Here is an 18274-nt window from a genome sequence, read left to right as displayed (position 1 = left end):
AAGAGTCACGCCAGAGCGAAGGCTCTGAACGATCTCCTCAGGAGTTCGAGGTCGAGTCCATCGACGATGAAAACGATGCGGGAACGCCGGTCAGTGGTTTGCCATGCCTCCATATGAACGGGCGTATGAACCAGGTGCTGAACGCCGTGGATGGCCACCGGACGTTCCTCGCCGGCAATATTCAATATGCCTTTTACTCTCAGCACCCGCTCTCCGTGCCGGTTGAGCAGCATCGTCAACCATACGCCGAAGGCAGTCCAGTCAATGGCTTCCTCGACAATTATCACGAAAGACGCAATCGCGGCCTGATGCCCTATGCCATCGGAGGTCACCAAATCGGCTGGTTCCTCGCAGAAGAAGCCGCTTGCCGACTGAAGCGCGCTACCGCGCGTTGCAGTATCGCTGTTGAGGATATCCTTCGCATCAAACGTGTCCCCCGATGACAGCAACAACGCATCCGGGTTGATGCGTCGCAATCGGTCGATCAGCAAAGTTACTTCCTCTTCCACCGCGATATCCGATTTAGTAACGACCAGCCTGTCAGCGATGGCTACTTGCCGGTTGGATTCAATATAGGTCTCGAGTTCCCGCAACCCGTTGACCGCATCGACAGTCGTAATCACGTTGCCGGGCCGAAAATGATGTCTCAACACGGGGTCCGCCTTGATGGTGGAAAGCACGGGAAATGGGTCGGCAAGCCCGGTACTTTCGATAACCAGTCGCCGGAAGGGAGGCACGATACCGCGTTCGCGCTTCGAATGGAGATCCCGGATCGCCTCCACCAATTCACCGCGTACTGTGCAACACAGGCAGCCGGATTGCAGCAGCACCATTGTCTCGTCGATCCGCTCGACCAGGTGATGGTCGAGTCCGATTTCGCCAAATTCATTGATCAATACGGCTGTATCAGCCAGCGCGGGATCCTCAAGCAGGCGCTTGAGAAGTGTTGTCTTGCCGGAACCGAGAAAGCCGGTGAGGAGATTGACGGGAGTAAAGGCGGGAACCTCAAGCATCGCGGGCTGCTTCAATATTCGCGATCAGATCAGGATTTAAGGGATCGCATACTTTGCCGGACAGGCGTTCAACTGCCGGCCACAAATGCCCGAGATCTTCGATGATCTCACTTTTGCCTGTGCGCGTGGAAATAACAAAGGACGTGCCCGCCCAATCCGATAATTTCATACCAAAGGAAGCAAGCACGCGGTTCGCCACTCGAACCCTATTTGCACGTTCCCGGCGGCGATCTGTTCCATCGCCATTGCGTGTATAAACGCCAGGCCGTGCTACGGCATCGGCCCAATGTTCACTGCCTCCAAGAACACCGCAAAGCGAACACATGATACTATCCTAAAAAAGGCCGGTTTCAGGCACTCTTGAACTCTGTAAACTTCCTGTGGCGTAAGCGGAAGCGAAACCGGCCCGCCGCGGGAATAAATTACCATAACCTGGAGCAGATTACGGAACAGCTATCGGCTTAACCTTGTTGGGCTCAAGCCAATCTTTTGTCGGTTCGCATTCGCCGCAATTGATGCCAGGCAATTTGTCGGCATAGGTAACCTCCGGGAGAGCCTGGGTTGCAGCGCCAGCGGTAGGCGTCCATCCTGTACCGACATGAGGCTTAATTCAGGAAGCAAATTGCCATTGAGCGATGTTGCGATGAACAAAGGCGGTACGTTGTCTGCAAGGAAAGTATTGCACCCGTCGACAAAACTTTCGCTCTTGCAAACCTTGACGTCTTTGGCTTCCACCCAAGCCAGGGGGTATTCTATGTTGTTACCGGTCAGCTTTTTTTTGCCGGCACCATTTTCACCAAGAAGCCCGCAGTCCTCGCCAGCGTGCAGATGGAACGAAACATTGTCCAGGGGCACGGGCGCGCCATAGCGCTTGGATACGGAGCGAAAGTTGAGGACGGTGTGGGTCTTTTCCTTCATTCCGAGACTTCCCTGGCTCTTGGTCAGACCAATATTCTTCCACGGCTTAGCCGCTGTAGCAACGGTAAAGCTTCATTTTATGCACTATTATGGTATGCTCAAAAATACGCTTTCCGTATAAGAAATCGCCAAAGAGACCGACATTGGCCTAGTTGCGCGGACTAGCAAGTGAGACATAAGCATCGACTGCTCTCGCAAGGTCAGACCATAAAGCCGGAGAGTCTGACCTTGCTTTATGCAGTCAGGATTGTGGGCGAGCGGTTCCGCTGCGTGGAAACCGTTTGGCAAAATCCGCAGCGATTTCCTCCATTGCCACGAATTTCACACCATCAAATCCTTTGAGATATTCGAACAGACGCTCGTGCATTTTCAGGACGTGCGGCTTGCCGGAAACGTCTGGGTGGATGGTAAAAGGAAAGACCGCATAATCGTAGTTTTCGTAGACCCACTCGAACTGGTCGCGCCACATTTGCTCGATATCGCGCGGATTAACAAAGCCATGACTGTTCGGGGACGCTTTGATGAACATCATCGGTGGAAGATCGTCCAGATACCAGGAAGCTGGAACCTCGATGAGATCGGTTTCCTCGCCTTGCACATAGGGTTTCATCCAGGAGCTCGGATGTTTCGAATAATCGATCTTCGTCCACTCATCGCCTACAGTTACATAGTAGGGATGATGATCATTGTGCATGAGAGAATGGTCATAAAGCAGGCCCTTCTTTTTCAGAAGCTCGTTGGTCTTCGACCCGAACTCCCACCAGGGAGCCACGTACCCGCGCGGCGGCTTGCCCGAGAGCTTGGTAATCAGGTCGACACATTTGTCAAAGATCGCCTCTTCCTGCTCTGGGGTCATGGCGATCGGATTTTCATGACTATAGCCATGCATGCCAATCTCATGGCCGGCATCTGCAACCTGCTTCATTTCATCCCAGAAGCTTTCAATCGAATGGCCCGGAATGAACCAGGTCGTCTTGATGCCCCATTTTTCGAACATGCGCAGAAGCCGCAGGCTCCCAACCTTACCGGCAAACGCACCGCGCGAAATATCGCATGGGCTATCCTCACCGCCGTAAGAGCCGAGCCAGCCAGCAACGGCATCCACGTCTATACCGTAGGATACGAAGATTTCTTTGGGCATCTTTCTACCTTTCTTTGCGCTATCCCCGGCCGAAGGGATATTTTTATGGAAGTTCGGACGGAGGAAGGCCGGCCCGGCTTCCCGCCATGCTGATATGCTTTCGCATGTAGTAGTTCGCGCCATCGGGATCACTCATGGCAATCGCCTCCAGGATCTGGTCGTGTTCCTGAACGGCGATCAAGAGATCACCGCGGCGCAAGGTCGGTAAACGCTGGCTCTCCAGCATCACGCTCGAAAACGTCTGATGCATGTCGACAAGCAATTTGTTGCGTGAAATGCGCATAATCAGATGATGAAAATCGAAGTCTGCCCTTGCGTAGGCGGAAAGATCATCGGCGCGCGCGGCGTTGCGGAAAGCCAGCGTGCATTCCTTGAGATCGACAATTTCCTGTTCGGTATGTCCCATCGCTGCAAGTTCCGCAGCATAACTCTCCACAACATAACGGAATTGGTACACCTCCCGTAACGAATAGCGCGCAGCGAAGCGCCAGGACGGCGTTGCCGGCATGTCAGTCGGATCCGCACAGATGAAGCCCCTTCCCCCAGGACGTGCTGCAATTTCGCCGATCGTAGCCAGGATCGACAAAGCCTCGCGTAATGTGGCCCTGCTGACGCTGAGATTGCGCGCAAGATCCCGCTGCGGCGGCAAAGTATCGCCTGGCTTGAGCCGCCCGTCGCGGATCATTGCCTGCAACTCAGCAACTGTAGCCTGGGCTACCCCGCCGCTCGACTCACGCCGTTCCCGCTGCTCCGGACCCGCCGTGCCTGCATCCTTTCTCTCTTGCTCAAGATCAAGCTTCATCATCGTTTCCCTATCCCATGTCGTGCAAAACTATTGCGACATAGCTAGTGAACAATTGGGCACCGGTCAAAGCATGACGTCTCCGCCGTTCGGGTTCATCGTTGCGCCGATATAATAAGCCCCCTCATACGAGGCGAGCAGCACCGCTGTCGGAGCTATCTCTTCAACACTCCCGGCGCGACCAATCGGCAATTCTGCAAGCTTCCGCTTTTTCCATTCTTCCGGCAGGGCCCGGAACAAGTCTGTTTCGATGGGCCCCGGACAAATAGCGTTGACGGTGATGCCGTCGCGCGCAACCTCATAGGCCAACGAGCGCGTGAAGCCGATAACACCAGCCTTGGCGGCGGCATAATGGGCCATTTCTGCTGCCCCTTTGTGACCGAGCTGGGATGCGATATTGATGATCCGCCCGAATTTCTGTTCGATCATCGGTTTTAAAACGGCGCGGGTGCAAAGAAACACACTACGCAAATTGACGGCTATCATCTGATCCCACATCGCGGTATCCATGTCCGCCACAACAGATGTTGTGTCGATGCCGGCATTGTTCACGAGAATATCAATGCGACCAAGACCCGCCCGGACCTTTTCAATTGCGGCGGTAACCTGCGCCTCGTCGCTAACATCTGCATTTACAGCAAAAGCGTTGACGCCGAATGATTTCAGTGTTGCGACTTTTGCTTCGGCGGCTTCCAGCATGAGATCGAGCACGGCGACATCCGCACCCTCACGGGCAAATGCCGTGGCAATTGCTCCGCCAATTCCACCTGCTCCACCGGTGACCAGAGCTTTTTTTCCTGCAAGACGTCCCGTCATGTTGATAGTTCCTGATTTCCAGATGTTGAGGGATTGTGAGATGATCGGAGTACAGCCGGGTCCACGGTTACCGACCGGCCCAGAATGCGTTCAGCTTCCCGCATGAATACGTTGAAGGTGTCCGAAGCGGGGATGGAAGCAGCGACATCCGCATGGCGAAAGCAATGCACCGAATGACGCTCGCCGACGACTTCCATCGGCGGCATTTCTGCTCTGCATCGCTCAATGACAAAGGGACAGCGCGAAGCCAGGAAACAACCCTTGGGTAGATTGATTGGGCTTGGAATTTCGCCTTTGAGGCTAACGCTGTTTTCGATCTTCAGATGCGGATGCGGCAGCATGACGGAGGAAAGCAGTCCGCTGGAATAGGGATGCTGCGGCCGGTTGAATACCGTCTCTGAACTCCCCTGTTCAACGATCATGCCGAGATACATTACCGCGACACGGTGGCTGATAAACCGCACGGTCGAAAGATCATGCGAGATAAACAGATATGCCGTGTTCCGTTCCGCCTGGATGCGGCGCAGCAGGTCAATGATTTCGGCGCGCGCCGTGGGGTCCAGGGCCGAAGTTGGCTCGTCCAGAATAACCAGTTCCGGCTCGGTGACCATTGCCCGCGCGATACCGACACGCTGCTGCTGCCCGGAGGAAAGTTCAGAGGGGTAAGCATCGAGCAGTTCGGGATCCAATCGGACGAGGCTCAGGGCGTCCGCTGTCTTGCGGCGGCGTGTCTCCCGATCCAACTTCAGGGGCAGAAGCGGTTCTGTAATCGTCTGACCGATTTTCATGCGCGGGTCGAGTGACTCGTTCGGCTCCTGGAATACGAACTGTATCTTGCCGGCGAGTTGCTGGCTGTACAGCTTGCGCTGAGACAGATCCATTCCGCGGAACTTGATAATACCGGCACTCGGTTCGAGAAGGCCAACGATGCACCGCCCGACGGTCGTCTTGCCAGAACCGCTTTCGCCAACGAGACCAAGCGTTTCCCCCGGCTCGATGGAAAGGCTGACGCCATTTATGGCCTGCACGACCAGCTTGGAACCTGCAATCGGAAAGCGTTTGTAGAGATTATCGATGGTCAGGATAGCGCTCATGCATGCCTCACAGGGAAATGACAGCGAGCAAAATGTCCGGGCTCTATCTCGGCAAAGGGTGGACGCTGCGTTCGGCAGACTGGCTGCGCGAGTGGACAGCGATTGACATACTGGCAGCCCGCACTTGGCTCTCGCCGCCTCCCGGTATCGGGAACACTCCACGTCTCGCGCAGCTTGGGACTGTGCGAGAAGGCTGCAAGCAGCATCAATGTGTAAGGATGCGCCGGCTTCAGAAACAGGCTCTCGCGGGGAGCCATCTCCATAATTTCTCCGGAGAAAAGCACGGCGACCCGGTTGCAGAAATGCGCGGTGATACCAACGTCACGCGTGATGAAAAGCATGGCACTGCCGTGATCTGCGGCGAGCTTTGCCAGTAAAGCCAGGATTTGCGCCTGCACCGTAACGTCGAGCCCACTTGTCGCATCGTCCGAAATGACAAAAGCCGGGCTGCAGATAAGCGCCATCGCGATGACAACGCGTTGCGCCATGCCTCCGGACAATTCATGGGGGTAGGCGTTCATGCGCCGCTCGGGATCCGGGATCTGAACATCGCGAAGCATTTGCAGCGCCATCCGCCGTGCTTCTTTGCCGCTAACGCTGAGATGTATCTTCGCCATTGACGCGATCTGGTCGCCGACTTTCAACAACGGATTGAGTTCTGCACGGGGGTTTGGAACGACGACTGACAGCCGGCGCCCCCGCAGCCGTCGCAATTCCGGTTCAGACAGTTTCAGAATCTGTCTGTTTTCGAAGAACACCTCTCCGGCGCTGATACGGCCGGGTGCGGGAGGGAGCCCAAGAATGGAACGCGCCAGCGTCGTCTTGCCCGCGCCGCTTTCCCCTACCAGTCCGACGATCTCTCCGGGCTGCACCTCAAGGTCGATCCCTTTCAGAACTTCCTTGGGCTCCGATCCGCCCGCCGGAAATGTCACACGTAAATTCTTCACCGCAATGAGCGGCGACAGAGCTTCGCTCCTGGCGTTCTTGGTGCTCGAGGTTGCTTCCGCTATGGCCAAGGACATCCTCACACTAGTTGCTTATACGTGGGTCGAGCAGGAAATAGAGAAGATCGACCGCAATGTAGACGATCAGGGAGAAAACCGCGGAGAAGAGCACGAAGCCGAGCACCGGATAAATATCCGAGTTCAGCACCCCCTGCACCGCGTATTGTCCTGCACCGCCCCAGGAGAAGACGATTTCAACAAGAACGGCACCGCCGATCAAAAATCCATAGAGAACGCTGATGATGGTAACGATCGAAGGCAGGGCGTTGCGCAGTGCATGGCGCACAACCAGATTTTGCGGAATCCCGCACAGGATTTCATAGCGGCTAAAGTCAGACTCCAGCATTTTTTCCATCGTAGCCTGCGTCATCTTGAGTATCGGCCCGGCATTCAGAAGTCCAAGTGTCAAAACAGGCAAAACCAGATGCGCGGAGGCGGATTTGAAAGCTTCGAAATCCCCGGCCAGCAGTGCGTCGATAGTGAGTGCTCCCGTGATCGGCATCGGCGGAAGCACAATCATGTCAATTCTGCCGAGCGGTGCTGGCGCCCAGCCGAGAACAGTATAGAAAATGAATATGAGCACGAGTGCAAACCAGAAATCCGGTAGCGCACCGGCACTGAGCCCGTAGATATCGGCAAGCCGTGCGATCCAGCCATTGGGTTTTCTCGCGGCATGGACCCCTAGCGACACACCAATGATAATCGCCAGAAGAAGAGAAAACGTAACCAGTTCGAGCGTCGCGGGAAAGCGCTGTATCAAATCCTCGAGTACAGGCCTCGTTGTCTGCCACGACGTGCCAAGGTCGCCATGGAGCAGGTCTTTGACGTAAATCAGGAATTGCATATAGAGGGGCTGGTCAAGGCCCAATTGCTCCCGCAGCGAAGCGATGGCCGAGGGCGTCGCGGTCGGGCCAAGCATCAAAACAGCGGGATCGCCTGGAATACTCTTGACCAGCAGGAAGCTGACAAGAACGATGCCCAGAAGCTGAGGTATGACGAAGATGAGCCGTTTTCCAAAATAGAACAGGATACGCATCATGCGGGCTCCACTGGAAGACCGGACCGGGTACGCCGTTCACGTAAATCACTCAGGAGTTCCCGCCGCTTGGCTGGATCTGCGAGTACTTCAATCGAGGACCCGACAAGCGAAAAGCCGAAAACGGTAATTGCCAGCATTGCGCCAGGGAACATAGAAGGCCACCATTGTCCAGTGACGACATTCTGAAAACCCATGGCGATCATGCTGCCCCATTCGGGGGTTGGAGCACGCACTCCAGCGCCCACGAAAGAGAGCGCCGAAGTGAGCAGGATTCCCCAGCCTATATTGACCGACAGTTGCGCCAATACCGGGGCCATCGCATTGGGAATCACATGGCGGATGATCGTCTGCATGTCGGAAAGGCCATTGACCTGAGACGCTTCGACATAACGCATGGAGCGGATGCTCAGCACCTGGGAGCGCATAAGCCTCAAATAGATCGGGGCATTAACGAAGGCGATTGCGAGCACGACCGTCTGTATGCTCTGGCCCAGACTTGCGACCAGCGCTATTGCGAAGACGAATACCGGGAACGCCTGCAGCACATCAGCAGCGCGCATCACCGCAAAGGAAAGCCAGACGCGAATGCCGCGCCCGGTACTGTAAAACCCGACCACCGCACCGATTGAACCCCCGACCAGGGCCGAGAGCAGAGTGCCCAAAACAGCTATGGTGAGATCGATCCGTGGCGCGTAGATCGCACGGCTGAAAATATCCATACCGACATTGTCTGTACCGAAAAGATGAGCCGCGCTCGGCACCTGAAGGAAGCTTGTCGAATCGGCTTCCGTTGGCGAATAGGGTGCGATCACCGGCGCGATGATCGCCAGCAGCGTGATAGCGATAACGATGATATAACCGATCGCAAATCGGGGCCGGATTACGGCCAGCCTAGCGATAAGACCGAGCTTCGAATACATCGCGATCCCTTCCCAAATTTGCCCAAAAGGCGGTCCTCCGGGGAAATAGCCCGGAGGACCAGAGGCATCGTCAGCCTCGGGAGAAGTCCTGAAAGCGCAAATTATTGGAGGAGTAATACGTATACCCCTTCAACGCCGCCTTGCGAGCGAGTGTATATTGCGGATAGGCGATGAACCCCCACGGAGCCTCGTCCATCAATGTCTTCTGGACGGAAGAGTACTTTTCCTGACGAACCTTGTCATCCAATGTCGCAAGCCCTTCCGTGATCATACGATCGACGTCGGGATTGTCGTAATTGGAGTAGTTCACGTAGCTCTTTGAATTGAAGTACAGATAGGTCGAATAACCAGGATCCGGTGTCCATGGCGAGTCCAGATAGAAAATCATCGGCTTCGCGCGCTTGGTGACATTTTCATAGAAAACACCGGCCGGCAGTTTTTCCAAAGTGAGTTCGATGCCGATTTGCTTGAGTGACGTCTGGATAAGCAACGCAATCGGCTCTTGTGTCGGATCACCTGCATTATAGGACAAGGTGGTCGAAAGATTGGTCCCAACGCCGGCCTTCTCCAACAACGCCTTGGCCTTGGCCACATCATAGGAGTAGTTGAAGAAACTCTGATCGGCCATCGGATAAATATAAGGCATCGGCGCCTTTTGCTCATCCGCATACCCGTAATAGATTGTGCGGATAATCTCCTCTCTCGGGATAGCCAAGTTTACGGCACGGCGCACATCGACATTGTCGAACGGCGCAATCTTGGAATTCAGCTCAAGCCAGATCATGTACGATGAGTCAACAGCATCAACAGCCACGTTCGGCTGGTTCTTCAATGCCTCGAGTTCGCGCGGCTGCAGGAACTGCGCGATATCCACGGCACCCCCTTGCAGCAGAGAGAAACGGCTCGACGATTGCGGAACCTCCCGCATGATGACGCGCTTCATAAACGGCTTCTCGTCCCAATAGTCGTCACGCGCTTCGAATACCGCCTGCTGGCCACGAACAAGCTGTTTGAGACGATAGGGGCCAAATCCGGCACTGTCATTCTTCAGGAAGTTGACGGCCCAGGGGTCATCCTTGCCACCCACTTCCGCGCATTTTGTTGCATCGTAAATCGGATTTGCAAGGTTGCATTGCTGTTTGAGCAACAATGGATTCGGCTGATCGAGATTGAACGAGATCGCATGATCACCCTCTATCTTGATTTGATCCGGCGATTTCAGGCCAAGTACGGCAGTCTGAAATAAGCCCTGGCCCTTTAGATTGAACTTTCGATCCCAGGTCCACTTGACGTCCTTCGCGGTAAAGGGATTGCCCCAATTGGAAACAACGCCTTCACGAAGCTTGAAGGTGGCTTTGCGCCCGTCAGGAGAGACCTCCCACTGTTCGGCCAAACGACCGCGTAGAGCAAGATTGTTCGGCTTGTCGGTATGGACCGAAGTATCCTCCCTCATAACGCCTTTGGCTTTGGGATCGTCTATCTTCTCATAGCCCAGCATATATTCGTAAAGTGCGCCCAGGGAATCGATCGATCCCAGACTCACATCGAACTCGATATCCAGACCCTGCGGTGTGGCGGGCGCAGCAATCACAAGCGTATTGCTCGCATCCTGCGCAAGAGCCTCACCCATACGCCCCATCGAAGACACCATCGCGGCGCCTCCGAAAGCGGCAGTCGTTTTCAAGAATTGCCGACGTGTCGGCACTAGCTTAATCCGCGTAAACTCAGACATTGTAGTTCCCCATCTGTTGTTTTTTACGTCAGTTTTGCACAGCATTTTGGCATAACCAAAACCCATATTCGATATTAATGACCATTTTGGTCAGACCGTCAACACGAAAAACATTGCATATATGACCAATTTTCGTTCGAAAGAAGCGATCTCTAAAGTGTTTGTTGATTTTTTGGTCTGACCAAGATATTCGGAGGTATCGGATCAAAGGGAGGTGCCTAAAAATGCGGCAAATTTGTCTGATTACTACCGGCGGGACGATCGCATCGAAGCTAGAACCCTCAAGTGGACATGTTACTTCAAGCGTAACCGGTTTTGAGTTGCGCAGCATGCTTCATGACCCGCTTGACGGGTTTTCCATTGCGACGGACGAGTTTTGCAACGTGGGCAGTTATGCTCTGGACCTCCCCATGGCTTTCAGACTTGCCCACCGTATCAATGAAAGACTGGCCGACCCGAATTGTGAGGGCGTTGTTGTGACCCACGGCACAGATACAATGGAAGAGAGCGCCTATATGGCCGATCTTCTGGTGCAATCCGACAAGCCAGTCGTCTTTACCGGCGCCCAGCATGCATTCGATGAGCCCAATCCCGACGGCCCGCGCAATATAACGGATTCCATTCGTCTCGCAGGTTCCGACGAAGCGCGGGGTCTTGGCGTGCTCATCTGTTTCGAACAGGAATTTCACGCCGCACGCGATGTAACCAAATCGCACACGTCGCGCGTAGATACATTTATCTCGGGCGAACATGGCAAGCTCGGGGAAGTCGATGGTGAGCGCGTAATCGTACATCGAAAACCCGTCTTGCGCCGGACATATCAGACAACAAAGATTGTCCCGGATGTAGATCTGATCAAGCTCTCGATGGGTACAACCGACCGATATTTACGCTTTGCCGCCGAGAACGGGGCAAGCGCCATTGTGATCGAGGGTTTCGGTCGTGGGAATGCAACTCCTTCTGTAACCAACGCAGCAGCGGATGTGATCAAACAGGGCATTCCGGTGATCATGACGACGCGCTGCCAGCGCGGGCGTGTCAAGCCAATTTATGGGAATGGCGGCGGCAAGACTTTGGTAGAAGCTGGTGTCATCTTCGCTGGCGATCTGAGCGGTCCAAAGGCCCGCATCCTGACTTCTATCCTACTCGGCCTTGAGGTAAGCAAAGACCGTCTATGCGATGAAATAGAATATCTCGGAGGGTAGCCGGCTCTCACTCTGCAATCAATTGCACAATGGGGAGCAGCCCTGATTCAGCAACTTCCCATATTTATGAAATCATCCAAGTATCAAGACCTGCGGCAATGCTGTTATGGTCGCACCAGCAACCAGGAGTGAACAATGCGTATCGTGGATATTCGGGAAAAAACGGTGTCAATCGCTTCCCCCATCTCTAACGCTTATATTGATTTCTCCAAGATGACCTGCTCGGTCGTCGCGGTCATAACAGATGTTGTCCGTAACGGTAAGCCAGTGATCGGCTATGGCTTCAATTCCAACGGTCGCTATGGACAGGGCGCCCTGATGCGTGATCGCTTCATTGCCCGGGTTCTCGAAGCCGACCCCAAAACGCTGATAGATCAGGAGAATGACAATCTCGATCCTTTTGCGATCTGGAAAACATTGATGACCAACGAGAAACCCGGTGGCCATGGCGAACGCTCCGTAGCCGTAGGAACCATCGACATGGCTGTATGGGATGCGGTCGCCAAGATCGCTGATGTGCCACTGTGGCGCCTTCTGGCCGACCGTTACCGCGATGGCGTGGCAGACAAGAAAGTCTGGGTCTATGCAGCAGGGGGCTACTACTACCCCGGCAAGGATCATTCGAAACTCCAGGACGAAATGCGGAGCTATCTCGATCGCGGCTACAAGGTTGTCAAGATGAAGATCGGTGCCGCATCGCTGATGGAAGATATACACCGCATCGAAGCCGTACTCGACGTTGTCGGTGAAGGAAAATATCTGGCAGTCGACGCGAACGGTCGTTTCGATCTGGACACGGCCATCGCTTATGTCAAGGCACTGAAGCCCTATGGCTTGTTCTGGTATGAAGAGGCTGGCGATCCTCTCGATTATGCATTGCAGGCTGAACTTGCCGCTCACTATGATGGGCCTATGGCGACTGGCGAGAACCTGTTCTCCCATCAGGATGCGCGCAACCTGCTTCGCTATGGAGGTATGCGACCGGATCGTGATTTCTTGCAGTTTGATTGTGCGCTTTCCTATGGCCTCGTCGAATATTTGCGCACACTGGATGTCATGGCCAATCTTGGCTGGTCATCGCGTCGGGTGGTGCCACACGGCGGCCACCAGATGTCGCTGAATATCGCAGCAGGTCTTCATCTCGGCGGCAACGAGTCCTATCCAGATGTTTTCCAGCCCTTTGGAGGCTTCGCCGACACACTTGCTGTGGAGGAAGGCCATGTCCGGCTACCCGACAGTCCCGGGATTGGATTCGAGATGAAATCGAAACTCCACCGCTTGATGCTGGAAGTGGCATAGGGGTTCGCTCAAAGTAAGCTTCGCTTTAATGCCAGCGGCGTCGAGATTATCTCAATACGGTGATCTTATCGAGTTCTAGTTATGGTTATCCCAGGAGACAAATGAACCGCACCGAATTTGCCGGAGGCTCCAACTTCTGAGAAAGTGGAGCCATGACAAGCAACACAACGAACAAGTTTTCACCTGAAGTCCATGACCGAGCCATCCTCATGGTGCTGGATCACGAAGCCGGGCACCCGTCACGTTGGGCTGCTGTTTCATCTATCTTGGCCAAGATCGGCTGCTCGCTGGCTACGCTGCACCAATGGGTGAAGAAGACCGAGGTTGATAGCGGCAAACGAGCAGGCCTGCCGAGCGATGTCACTGAAAAGATGAAGGCACTTGAGCGGGAGAACCGCGAGCTTCGTCAGGCCAACGTTGTGCAAAGCCTCTGCATATTTCGCGATGGCGGAACTCGACCGGCCCTTCAAGCGATTACTCGTTCATCAACGAACACCATGGCGTGTTTGGGGTCGAGCCGATCTGCAGGCTATTGCCGATTGCCCCATAACCTACTACGAGAACCTCGCCAAGCGCATGGACGTGCGCCGTTTGTCAATCAGCGCTCGCAGCGATGTCAGCCTGGCAATCGAGATACGTCGTGTCTTCGAGCAGAACTTTCGCGTCTATGGCCTCGCAAGGTCCGGCGGCAATTGAAGCGTGAAGGGGGAGACCTTCGAAACGGTGGAATTCGCTCCTTTAGAATGGGTCGATTGGTTCAACCACCGGCTATTTCTTGAACCTATCGGCAACTTTCCGCCAGCCGAAGCTGAAGAGCAGTATTAGCCATGCTGAACGAGGTAGCCAAAGCCGCACAACCTAAACCAAAGGGCCCTCCGGTAAACCCGGGGCGGTTCAATGTGTTCAGTACCAGAGCCCACCAGCAACCATCCTTTGAAAATGCCGATAAATTCGTTTTTCGGCTTGTGTCGGGACGTCCGCACTGTTGTAAAGCGTATTTATTCCCTCTGGCGAACAGCTAATATCATAATCACCTAGCCCGCCCCTATGTGGCTGTCACATCAAATTAGGGGTTTGCGGTAAATCTATCCCTTGTCGACCTTTACATACAGAAACCAGAAAAAGCCTGCCAGAAGCGGAAGCGTCACCAGCAGAACGATGGTCGCAAGCGCAAAGATGATCGGTACCTGCGACTGTTGGGAGGATGCCATCGTCCAATTGTAAATCGGCATTGTCATCTGCGTTCCACGCAGAAAGATCGTCCTCAGAACCTCGGTAAATGACAACAGAAAACCGAAGAGGCCCGCACCGACGATGGCAGGCCGGAGGATCGGGAATTCAATGTCCCAGAATACTCGCCATTTTGAGGCTCCAAGGTCGCTGGCTGCTTCGATCAGGCGATGATCGAAGCGGGATGTGAGAACCAGTACGATCAACAGGCCGAACGGAAACGCCCAGACGAAGTGTCCAACCACAATCGACCAGTAGCCCAATTTCAAGCCGAGGATCGCGCGAAAGAATATGAAAAGTGCAGCGCCCATCGACATACCGGGTACGAAGAGCGGAATAACGCAGAGTAGCAGTTTTCGGCTGGAATTCTTCGCCGAAGGCAAATTCCGGCCAACAAGCGTTGCAGTTGCAGCGCTCGCGACACCCACGATCGCAGCGATCATGACGCTGACACCAAAGGGCGCCATCCACCGGGTATCGGCGGCGAGCGCGATATAATTTTCGACCGTCAATGGCAGGGGAACACCCGACAACGGACTTTGGCTGATCGACATCAGTGCCAGCCAGGCCAAGGGGAAGTAAATCAGGAATATGAAGAGCAATCCGCCCCATTTGCTCAAGTGGGACCAGCCCGACCAATAACTGAAACTGGGTTTGAACCCAATGGGAGCGGTTCGCTCGCCGTTATAGACAGTCATGGCTAACTCCTCAGAACGGCAAATATGGACCCGAACCCGCCAAACCGCCGGGTTACCAGTCCAAGCACGACGACGAGTACTGCCAACAGCAGCATGACGAAGCTCGAAAGCGCCGCAACGACGGGATACTTCAGTGCCGTATAGGCGCTTTCAACGGAATTACTGAGAAGATTGACGAAGCCGCCGCCAAGCATACTCGGCTCGATCCACGCCGCGATAGCCGGTCCCAGCGTCAGGATGAACCCCGTCAGGATACCGGGAAGCGAGAGCGGTATGATTACCCTGAACAAAGTCTGGACCGGGCTGGCACCAAGATCGCTGCTGGCTGCGATCAATGAATCGTCGATGATTGTGATGGCCATGTAGATGGGGAGAACCATCGTCGGGAAATATGTGACAAGCATGCCGAAATGCACGGACCATTCATTGTAGAGCAGCCAGTCAATCGGTTGATCCGTCAGACCAAGATTGAGAAAGATGTAGTTGATAAGGCCCGTATTGCTCAGGACAGATCGCCAGATGATGATGCGCGATGAAAGATCGAGGAAAAACGGAATTGTCAAAAGCGCAAGAATTATCGCCTTCGTTGTCTTGTTGGAGGTTCCCTTGGCCAGCCAAAGCGCGAAGGGAAAGCCAACGACGAAAGCGATAATCGTAACCGTCAAGGCAATGCGAAGCGTCCTGATGGTCACAGCCAGCCGGCCGGAATCGAAGAGGGAAAGCCAGGTCGTAAGCGTTGGCTTATAGATAGTCACAAAACTCTTGGTCTCGAAAAAACTGTAGGCGAAGAGCACCAGAAGCGGAACGATGACGAGTGATATCCAGAACAGAAAGAATATCCTGACGAGATTTTCGCTCGTGAGCAAGGAGCCAACAATGCTCTGTGTGGTCGTAACCGGCCTGGGGTTCTGCGCTATTGTCATCGGATTCCCAAAATATGGTTCAGTTGGAACCTGAAGTGCCCGGCCACCTCGACCGGGCACTTCAATGGATTATGCATTCAGGAAACGCTGCCATTCTTCTTCGATCGCATCGGCATTGGTCGGGGTCGTCGTGCTGGTGTAAGGCTTGGTGAACTTGCGCGCGACCTTCTGTTCAGTCTTGCTCAGGTTCTCGATATCTTCCTTTGACCAGCCATTCTCGGTCGCATACTCCACCCCAAGATCCATATTCGGACCGGCATAGCCGCGATCACGGGCCTGGAGTGCGCGATACTCACCGCCAAGGTAGTAGTTCAAGACCTTGTAGATGTTATCGAGGTTGTTCCGGCCTTCCGCCTGCGAAGCAATGTAGGCGCCATGGCCCCACTTGAAATAACCTTCTTTCGTGTATGCATAGCGGGTCTTGTCCGAACCCAGCGTTTTGTTGGCTTCGCGAACAGCGGGTTCCCAGCAGTTGATGACGTCCACGCTTCCGCTCGACAAGAGCTGAATCTGCTCCTCGAATGCGGAGTGGAGGGTGCGAAACTGACCGGCTTTTTTGCGTTCGATCAGAAAGTCCACGACCTTCGCGGCTTCGGGACCGGTCATGTCCGCAGGGTCGTTCACTTCAAGCTTTTTTTGGCCCATCAAATAGAGGGCAGCGACGCCGATGGAGTATGACCATGTCTGGTCGTAGGCAACCTTGCCCTTGGTTTTTTCATCGTCGAACATCAAAGACCAGGAGAGCTCCTCATTCCCGTCCGCCGCCGCGCCAATTTTGTCGGGATAGTAACCGAAGCTGTCAGCATTGCCGATAACGGGAACGCCGTACTGTACACCGTCTTTTCCGACAACAGTTTCGGAGCGCTTCCATTCATCCGGCGTGCGATCCCAAAGCTTCAGCTCCGGGTGCTTCTCATCGATCTTGAGGTATATGCCTTGCGGTCCGAGAATGTCCTCGGTTCCCGATTCAAAGACGAAGATGTCAGTTTGATCGCCGAGTGAGGACGCAACGACGTCTCGCAGGAAAACACCGACGGAGTTGTTGGTGCCGTTGAACTGCATCGACACGCCGATGGACTTCTCCATGATGGACCAGTCCTTGAGCTGCGATGTCGTGACGCCGTAGCCGCGAACCACGTTCGACGACTGTGCAGATGCGAAACTGCCGAAGGTCTGCGATATCGCAGCCGCACCTGCGATGGCCGCCGTTGTCTTCAAGAACCCGCGCCTGGAAAGCTCCAGTTGCGACACTGTGGAAAATTTGTCTTTCATTTTTCAGTTCCCCTTGTTGTGGTGGGTGTAAGCCTCGTAAGACCTCACGCCACCGTTGGCAGAATAATGCAGTCCTCAGCTCGCCAGCTGACGAAATCAAATTCCTCTGGCAGGCTGGCGAGATCCCAGCTTCTGATTTTCAGCGTGCCCGCTGTGGTCTCGACTAGAATATCCGAGTATTTTCCGCGGTACCGTTGGTCGATACGGCGGCCCTCGACAACATTGAGTGACGTGCCGGCGGGACGCGCACCTTTCACCGGAGTTACCCGCTCGGCGCGAAGCGCAACTTCAACCTTCGTTCCCGGGTTGAACGCTCGATGGCTTTCCGGAACCCCGGCGATGACGGTTCCCCCGGACAGCTCGACCATCGTCAGATCGCCGCGTTGTTCGACGACCTTGCCGCTCATGAGATTCTCGAAGCCCATGAATTTTGCCGAGAACACGCTGGACGGGCGATCGAAAAGATCGAACGGCGTCCCCAGCTGCTCTATCTTTCCGCTGCGCATGAGCACGATGCGGTCGCTCATCGCCAGCGCTTCTTCCTGGCTGTGGGTGATGTAAATGAACGTTGTATCCAGCTCGCGCTGCAAATCCACCAGCTCCGTTTGCATGTCGAGCCTGAGGCGCTCATCGAGCGCGCCAAGTGGTTCGTCCAGCAGCAGGATCGCTGGCTGGGTGACGATGGCGCGCGCGATGGCGACACGCTGCCTCTGCCCGCCCGAGAGCTGCGAGACGCTACGCGCATCAAAACCGCCCAGGCGAACCGTCTCAAGCGCCCGGCGCGCGGCGCGTTTCGCGTCCTCTTTCGGAACTCCACGAACGACCAAGCCGTAAGAAATGTTCTCCAGCACCGACATGTGCGGGAAAAGCGCATAATTTTGGAAAACAGTGGTGCAGTTCCGCTTCGCCGGCGGAACACCCACGACATTTTCGCCCCCGATCTTGAGCTTGACCACTTCGCTTGGCTGCTCCAGACCGGAAATTATGCGCAAGAGGGTCGTCTTACCCGAACCGCTCTCACCAAGAATCGTCAAAAATTCGCCCCGACCTGCAACAAGCGAAACGTTCTCCAAAGCCGTCACGGCGCCGTAGCGGTGGGTAACAACCTCGATTTCCAGCATTGGTTTTGTAATCTTCGTCTGTTCCAAGCAGTTCACCCTTTTTATTA

17 protein-coding genes, 1 pseudogene and 1 other annotated feature are annotated in these 18274 nt (G+C 54.7%); of the genes and pseudogenes, 3 read left to right on the top strand and 15 right to left on the bottom strand.

Translation table 11 applies throughout. The annotated features are described in order from the left end of the window. Nucleotides 1-5 precede the first annotated feature (5 nt). The 11 genes from ABKW30_RS27620 to ABKW30_RS27570 all read right to left on the bottom strand — a co-directional run bounded on the left by ABKW30_RS27620 (nt 6) and on the right by ABKW30_RS27570 (nt 10398). Nucleotides 6-1013, bottom strand: coding sequence for a GTP-binding protein (locus ABKW30_RS27620; protein WP_348602164.1), 1008 nt, complete (start codon nt 1011-1013; stop codon nt 6-8). Continuing rightward, nucleotides 1006-1338, bottom strand: a complete 333-nt coding sequence (locus ABKW30_RS27615) for a hypothetical protein (protein WP_348602163.1) — start codon at nt 1336-1338, stop codon at nt 1006-1008. The genes ABKW30_RS27620 and ABKW30_RS27615 overlap by 8 nt, the downstream gene beginning before the upstream one ends. A gap of 128 nt (nt 1339-1466) precedes the next feature. After that, nucleotides 1467-1931: a hypothetical protein gene (locus ABKW30_RS27610; protein WP_348602162.1), complete on the bottom strand. Its 465-nt coding sequence runs from the start codon at nt 1929-1931 to the stop codon at nt 1467-1469. Nucleotides 1932-2172: 241 nt separating this feature from the next. Next, a complete protein-coding gene (locus ABKW30_RS27605; RefSeq protein ID WP_348602161.1) occupies nt 2173-3072 on the bottom strand; it encodes a polysaccharide deacetylase in 900 nt (299 codons plus the stop codon). A gap of 43 nt (nt 3073-3115) precedes the next feature. Beyond that, nucleotides 3116-3877, bottom strand: a complete 762-nt coding sequence (locus ABKW30_RS27600) for a FadR/GntR family transcriptional regulator (protein WP_348602160.1) — start codon at nt 3875-3877, stop codon at nt 3116-3118. Nucleotides 3878-3940: 63 nt separating this feature from the next. Further along, nucleotides 3941-4690, bottom strand: coding sequence for a 3-oxoacyl-ACP reductase FabG (fabG, locus tag ABKW30_RS27595; protein WP_348602159.1), 750 nt, complete (start codon nt 4688-4690; stop codon nt 3941-3943). Next, a complete protein-coding gene (locus ABKW30_RS27590) occupies nt 4687-5784 on the bottom strand; it encodes an ABC transporter ATP-binding protein (protein ID WP_348602158.1) in 1098 nt (365 codons plus the stop codon). The genes fabG and ABKW30_RS27590 overlap by 4 nt, the downstream gene beginning before the upstream one ends. Next, nucleotides 5781-6800: an ABC transporter ATP-binding protein gene (locus ABKW30_RS27585; protein WP_348602157.1), complete on the bottom strand. Its 1020-nt coding sequence runs from the start codon at nt 6798-6800 to the stop codon at nt 5781-5783. Before ABKW30_RS27585 ends, ABKW30_RS27590 begins: the two co-directional genes overlap by 4 nt. A gap of 13 nt (nt 6801-6813) precedes the next feature. After that, a complete protein-coding gene (locus ABKW30_RS27580) occupies nt 6814-7827 on the bottom strand; it encodes an ABC transporter permease (protein WP_348602156.1) in 1014 nt (337 codons plus the stop codon). Beyond that, entirely contained in the window at nt 7824-8747 is a 924-nt protein-coding gene (locus ABKW30_RS27575) for an ABC transporter permease (RefSeq protein ID WP_348602155.1), read from the bottom strand. Before ABKW30_RS27575 ends, ABKW30_RS27580 begins: the two co-directional genes overlap by 4 nt. Before the next feature lie 70 nt (nt 8748-8817). Continuing rightward, complete coding sequence (locus ABKW30_RS27570) at nt 8818-10398, bottom strand: ABC transporter substrate-binding protein (RefSeq protein WP_348602154.1); 1581 nt, start codon at nt 10396-10398, stop codon at nt 8818-8820. 305 nt (nt 10399-10703) lie between these two features. Here ABKW30_RS27570 and ABKW30_RS27565 point away from each other — a divergent pair, with 305 nt between their 5' ends. From ABKW30_RS27565 to ABKW30_RS27555, 3 genes and pseudogenes are all read left to right on the top strand, one after another. Further along, a complete protein-coding gene (locus ABKW30_RS27565; RefSeq protein WP_348602153.1) occupies nt 10704-11684 on the top strand; it encodes an asparaginase in 981 nt (326 codons plus the stop codon). A 135-nt stretch (nt 11685-11819) separates the two neighbouring features. Next, entirely contained in the window at nt 11820-12983 is a 1164-nt protein-coding gene (locus tag ABKW30_RS27560) for a mandelate racemase/muconate lactonizing enzyme family protein (protein WP_348602152.1), read from the top strand. Between the two features lie 152 nt (nt 12984-13135). Next, nucleotides 13136-13792 (top strand): annotated as a pseudogene (locus tag ABKW30_RS27555) (transposase); the annotation flags it as partial. Then, nucleotides 13415-13530, top strand: a sequence feature (AL1L pseudoknot). (Overlaps the previous pseudogene by 116 nt.) 276 nt (nt 13793-14068) lie before the next feature. On the opposite strand, the gene ABKW30_RS27550 reads toward ABKW30_RS27555, so the two are convergent. From ABKW30_RS27550 to ABKW30_RS27535, 4 genes are all read right to left on the bottom strand, one after another. Further along, nucleotides 14069-14911 (bottom strand): ABC transporter permease subunit, encoded by an 843-nt coding sequence (locus ABKW30_RS27550; protein ID WP_348602151.1) that lies wholly within the window; start codon nt 14909-14911, stop codon nt 14069-14071. Nucleotides 14912-14913: 2 nt separating this feature from the next. Beyond that, nucleotides 14914-15834 (bottom strand): ABC transporter permease, encoded by a 921-nt coding sequence (locus ABKW30_RS27545; RefSeq protein ID WP_348602150.1) that lies wholly within the window; start codon nt 15832-15834, stop codon nt 14914-14916. 69 nt (nt 15835-15903) lie between these two features. Beyond that, nucleotides 15904-17106, bottom strand: coding sequence for a PotD/PotF family extracellular solute-binding protein (locus ABKW30_RS27540; protein ID WP_348602149.1), 1203 nt, complete (start codon nt 17104-17106; stop codon nt 15904-15906). Nucleotides 17107-17150: 44 nt separating this feature from the next. Continuing rightward, nucleotides 17151-18254, bottom strand: a complete 1104-nt coding sequence (locus ABKW30_RS27535; RefSeq protein ID WP_348602148.1) for an ABC transporter ATP-binding protein — start codon at nt 18252-18254, stop codon at nt 17151-17153. Nucleotides 18255-18274: the final 20 nt, after the last annotated feature.

It is taken from the genome of Phyllobacterium sp. SB3 (assembly GCF_040009165.1).
Classification (GTDB): domain Bacteria; phylum Pseudomonadota; class Alphaproteobacteria; order Rhizobiales; family Rhizobiaceae; genus Phyllobacterium.
The sequence above is the reverse complement of the archived record's forward strand: the minus strand, read 5'-3'. Positions and strand labels throughout refer to the sequence as shown.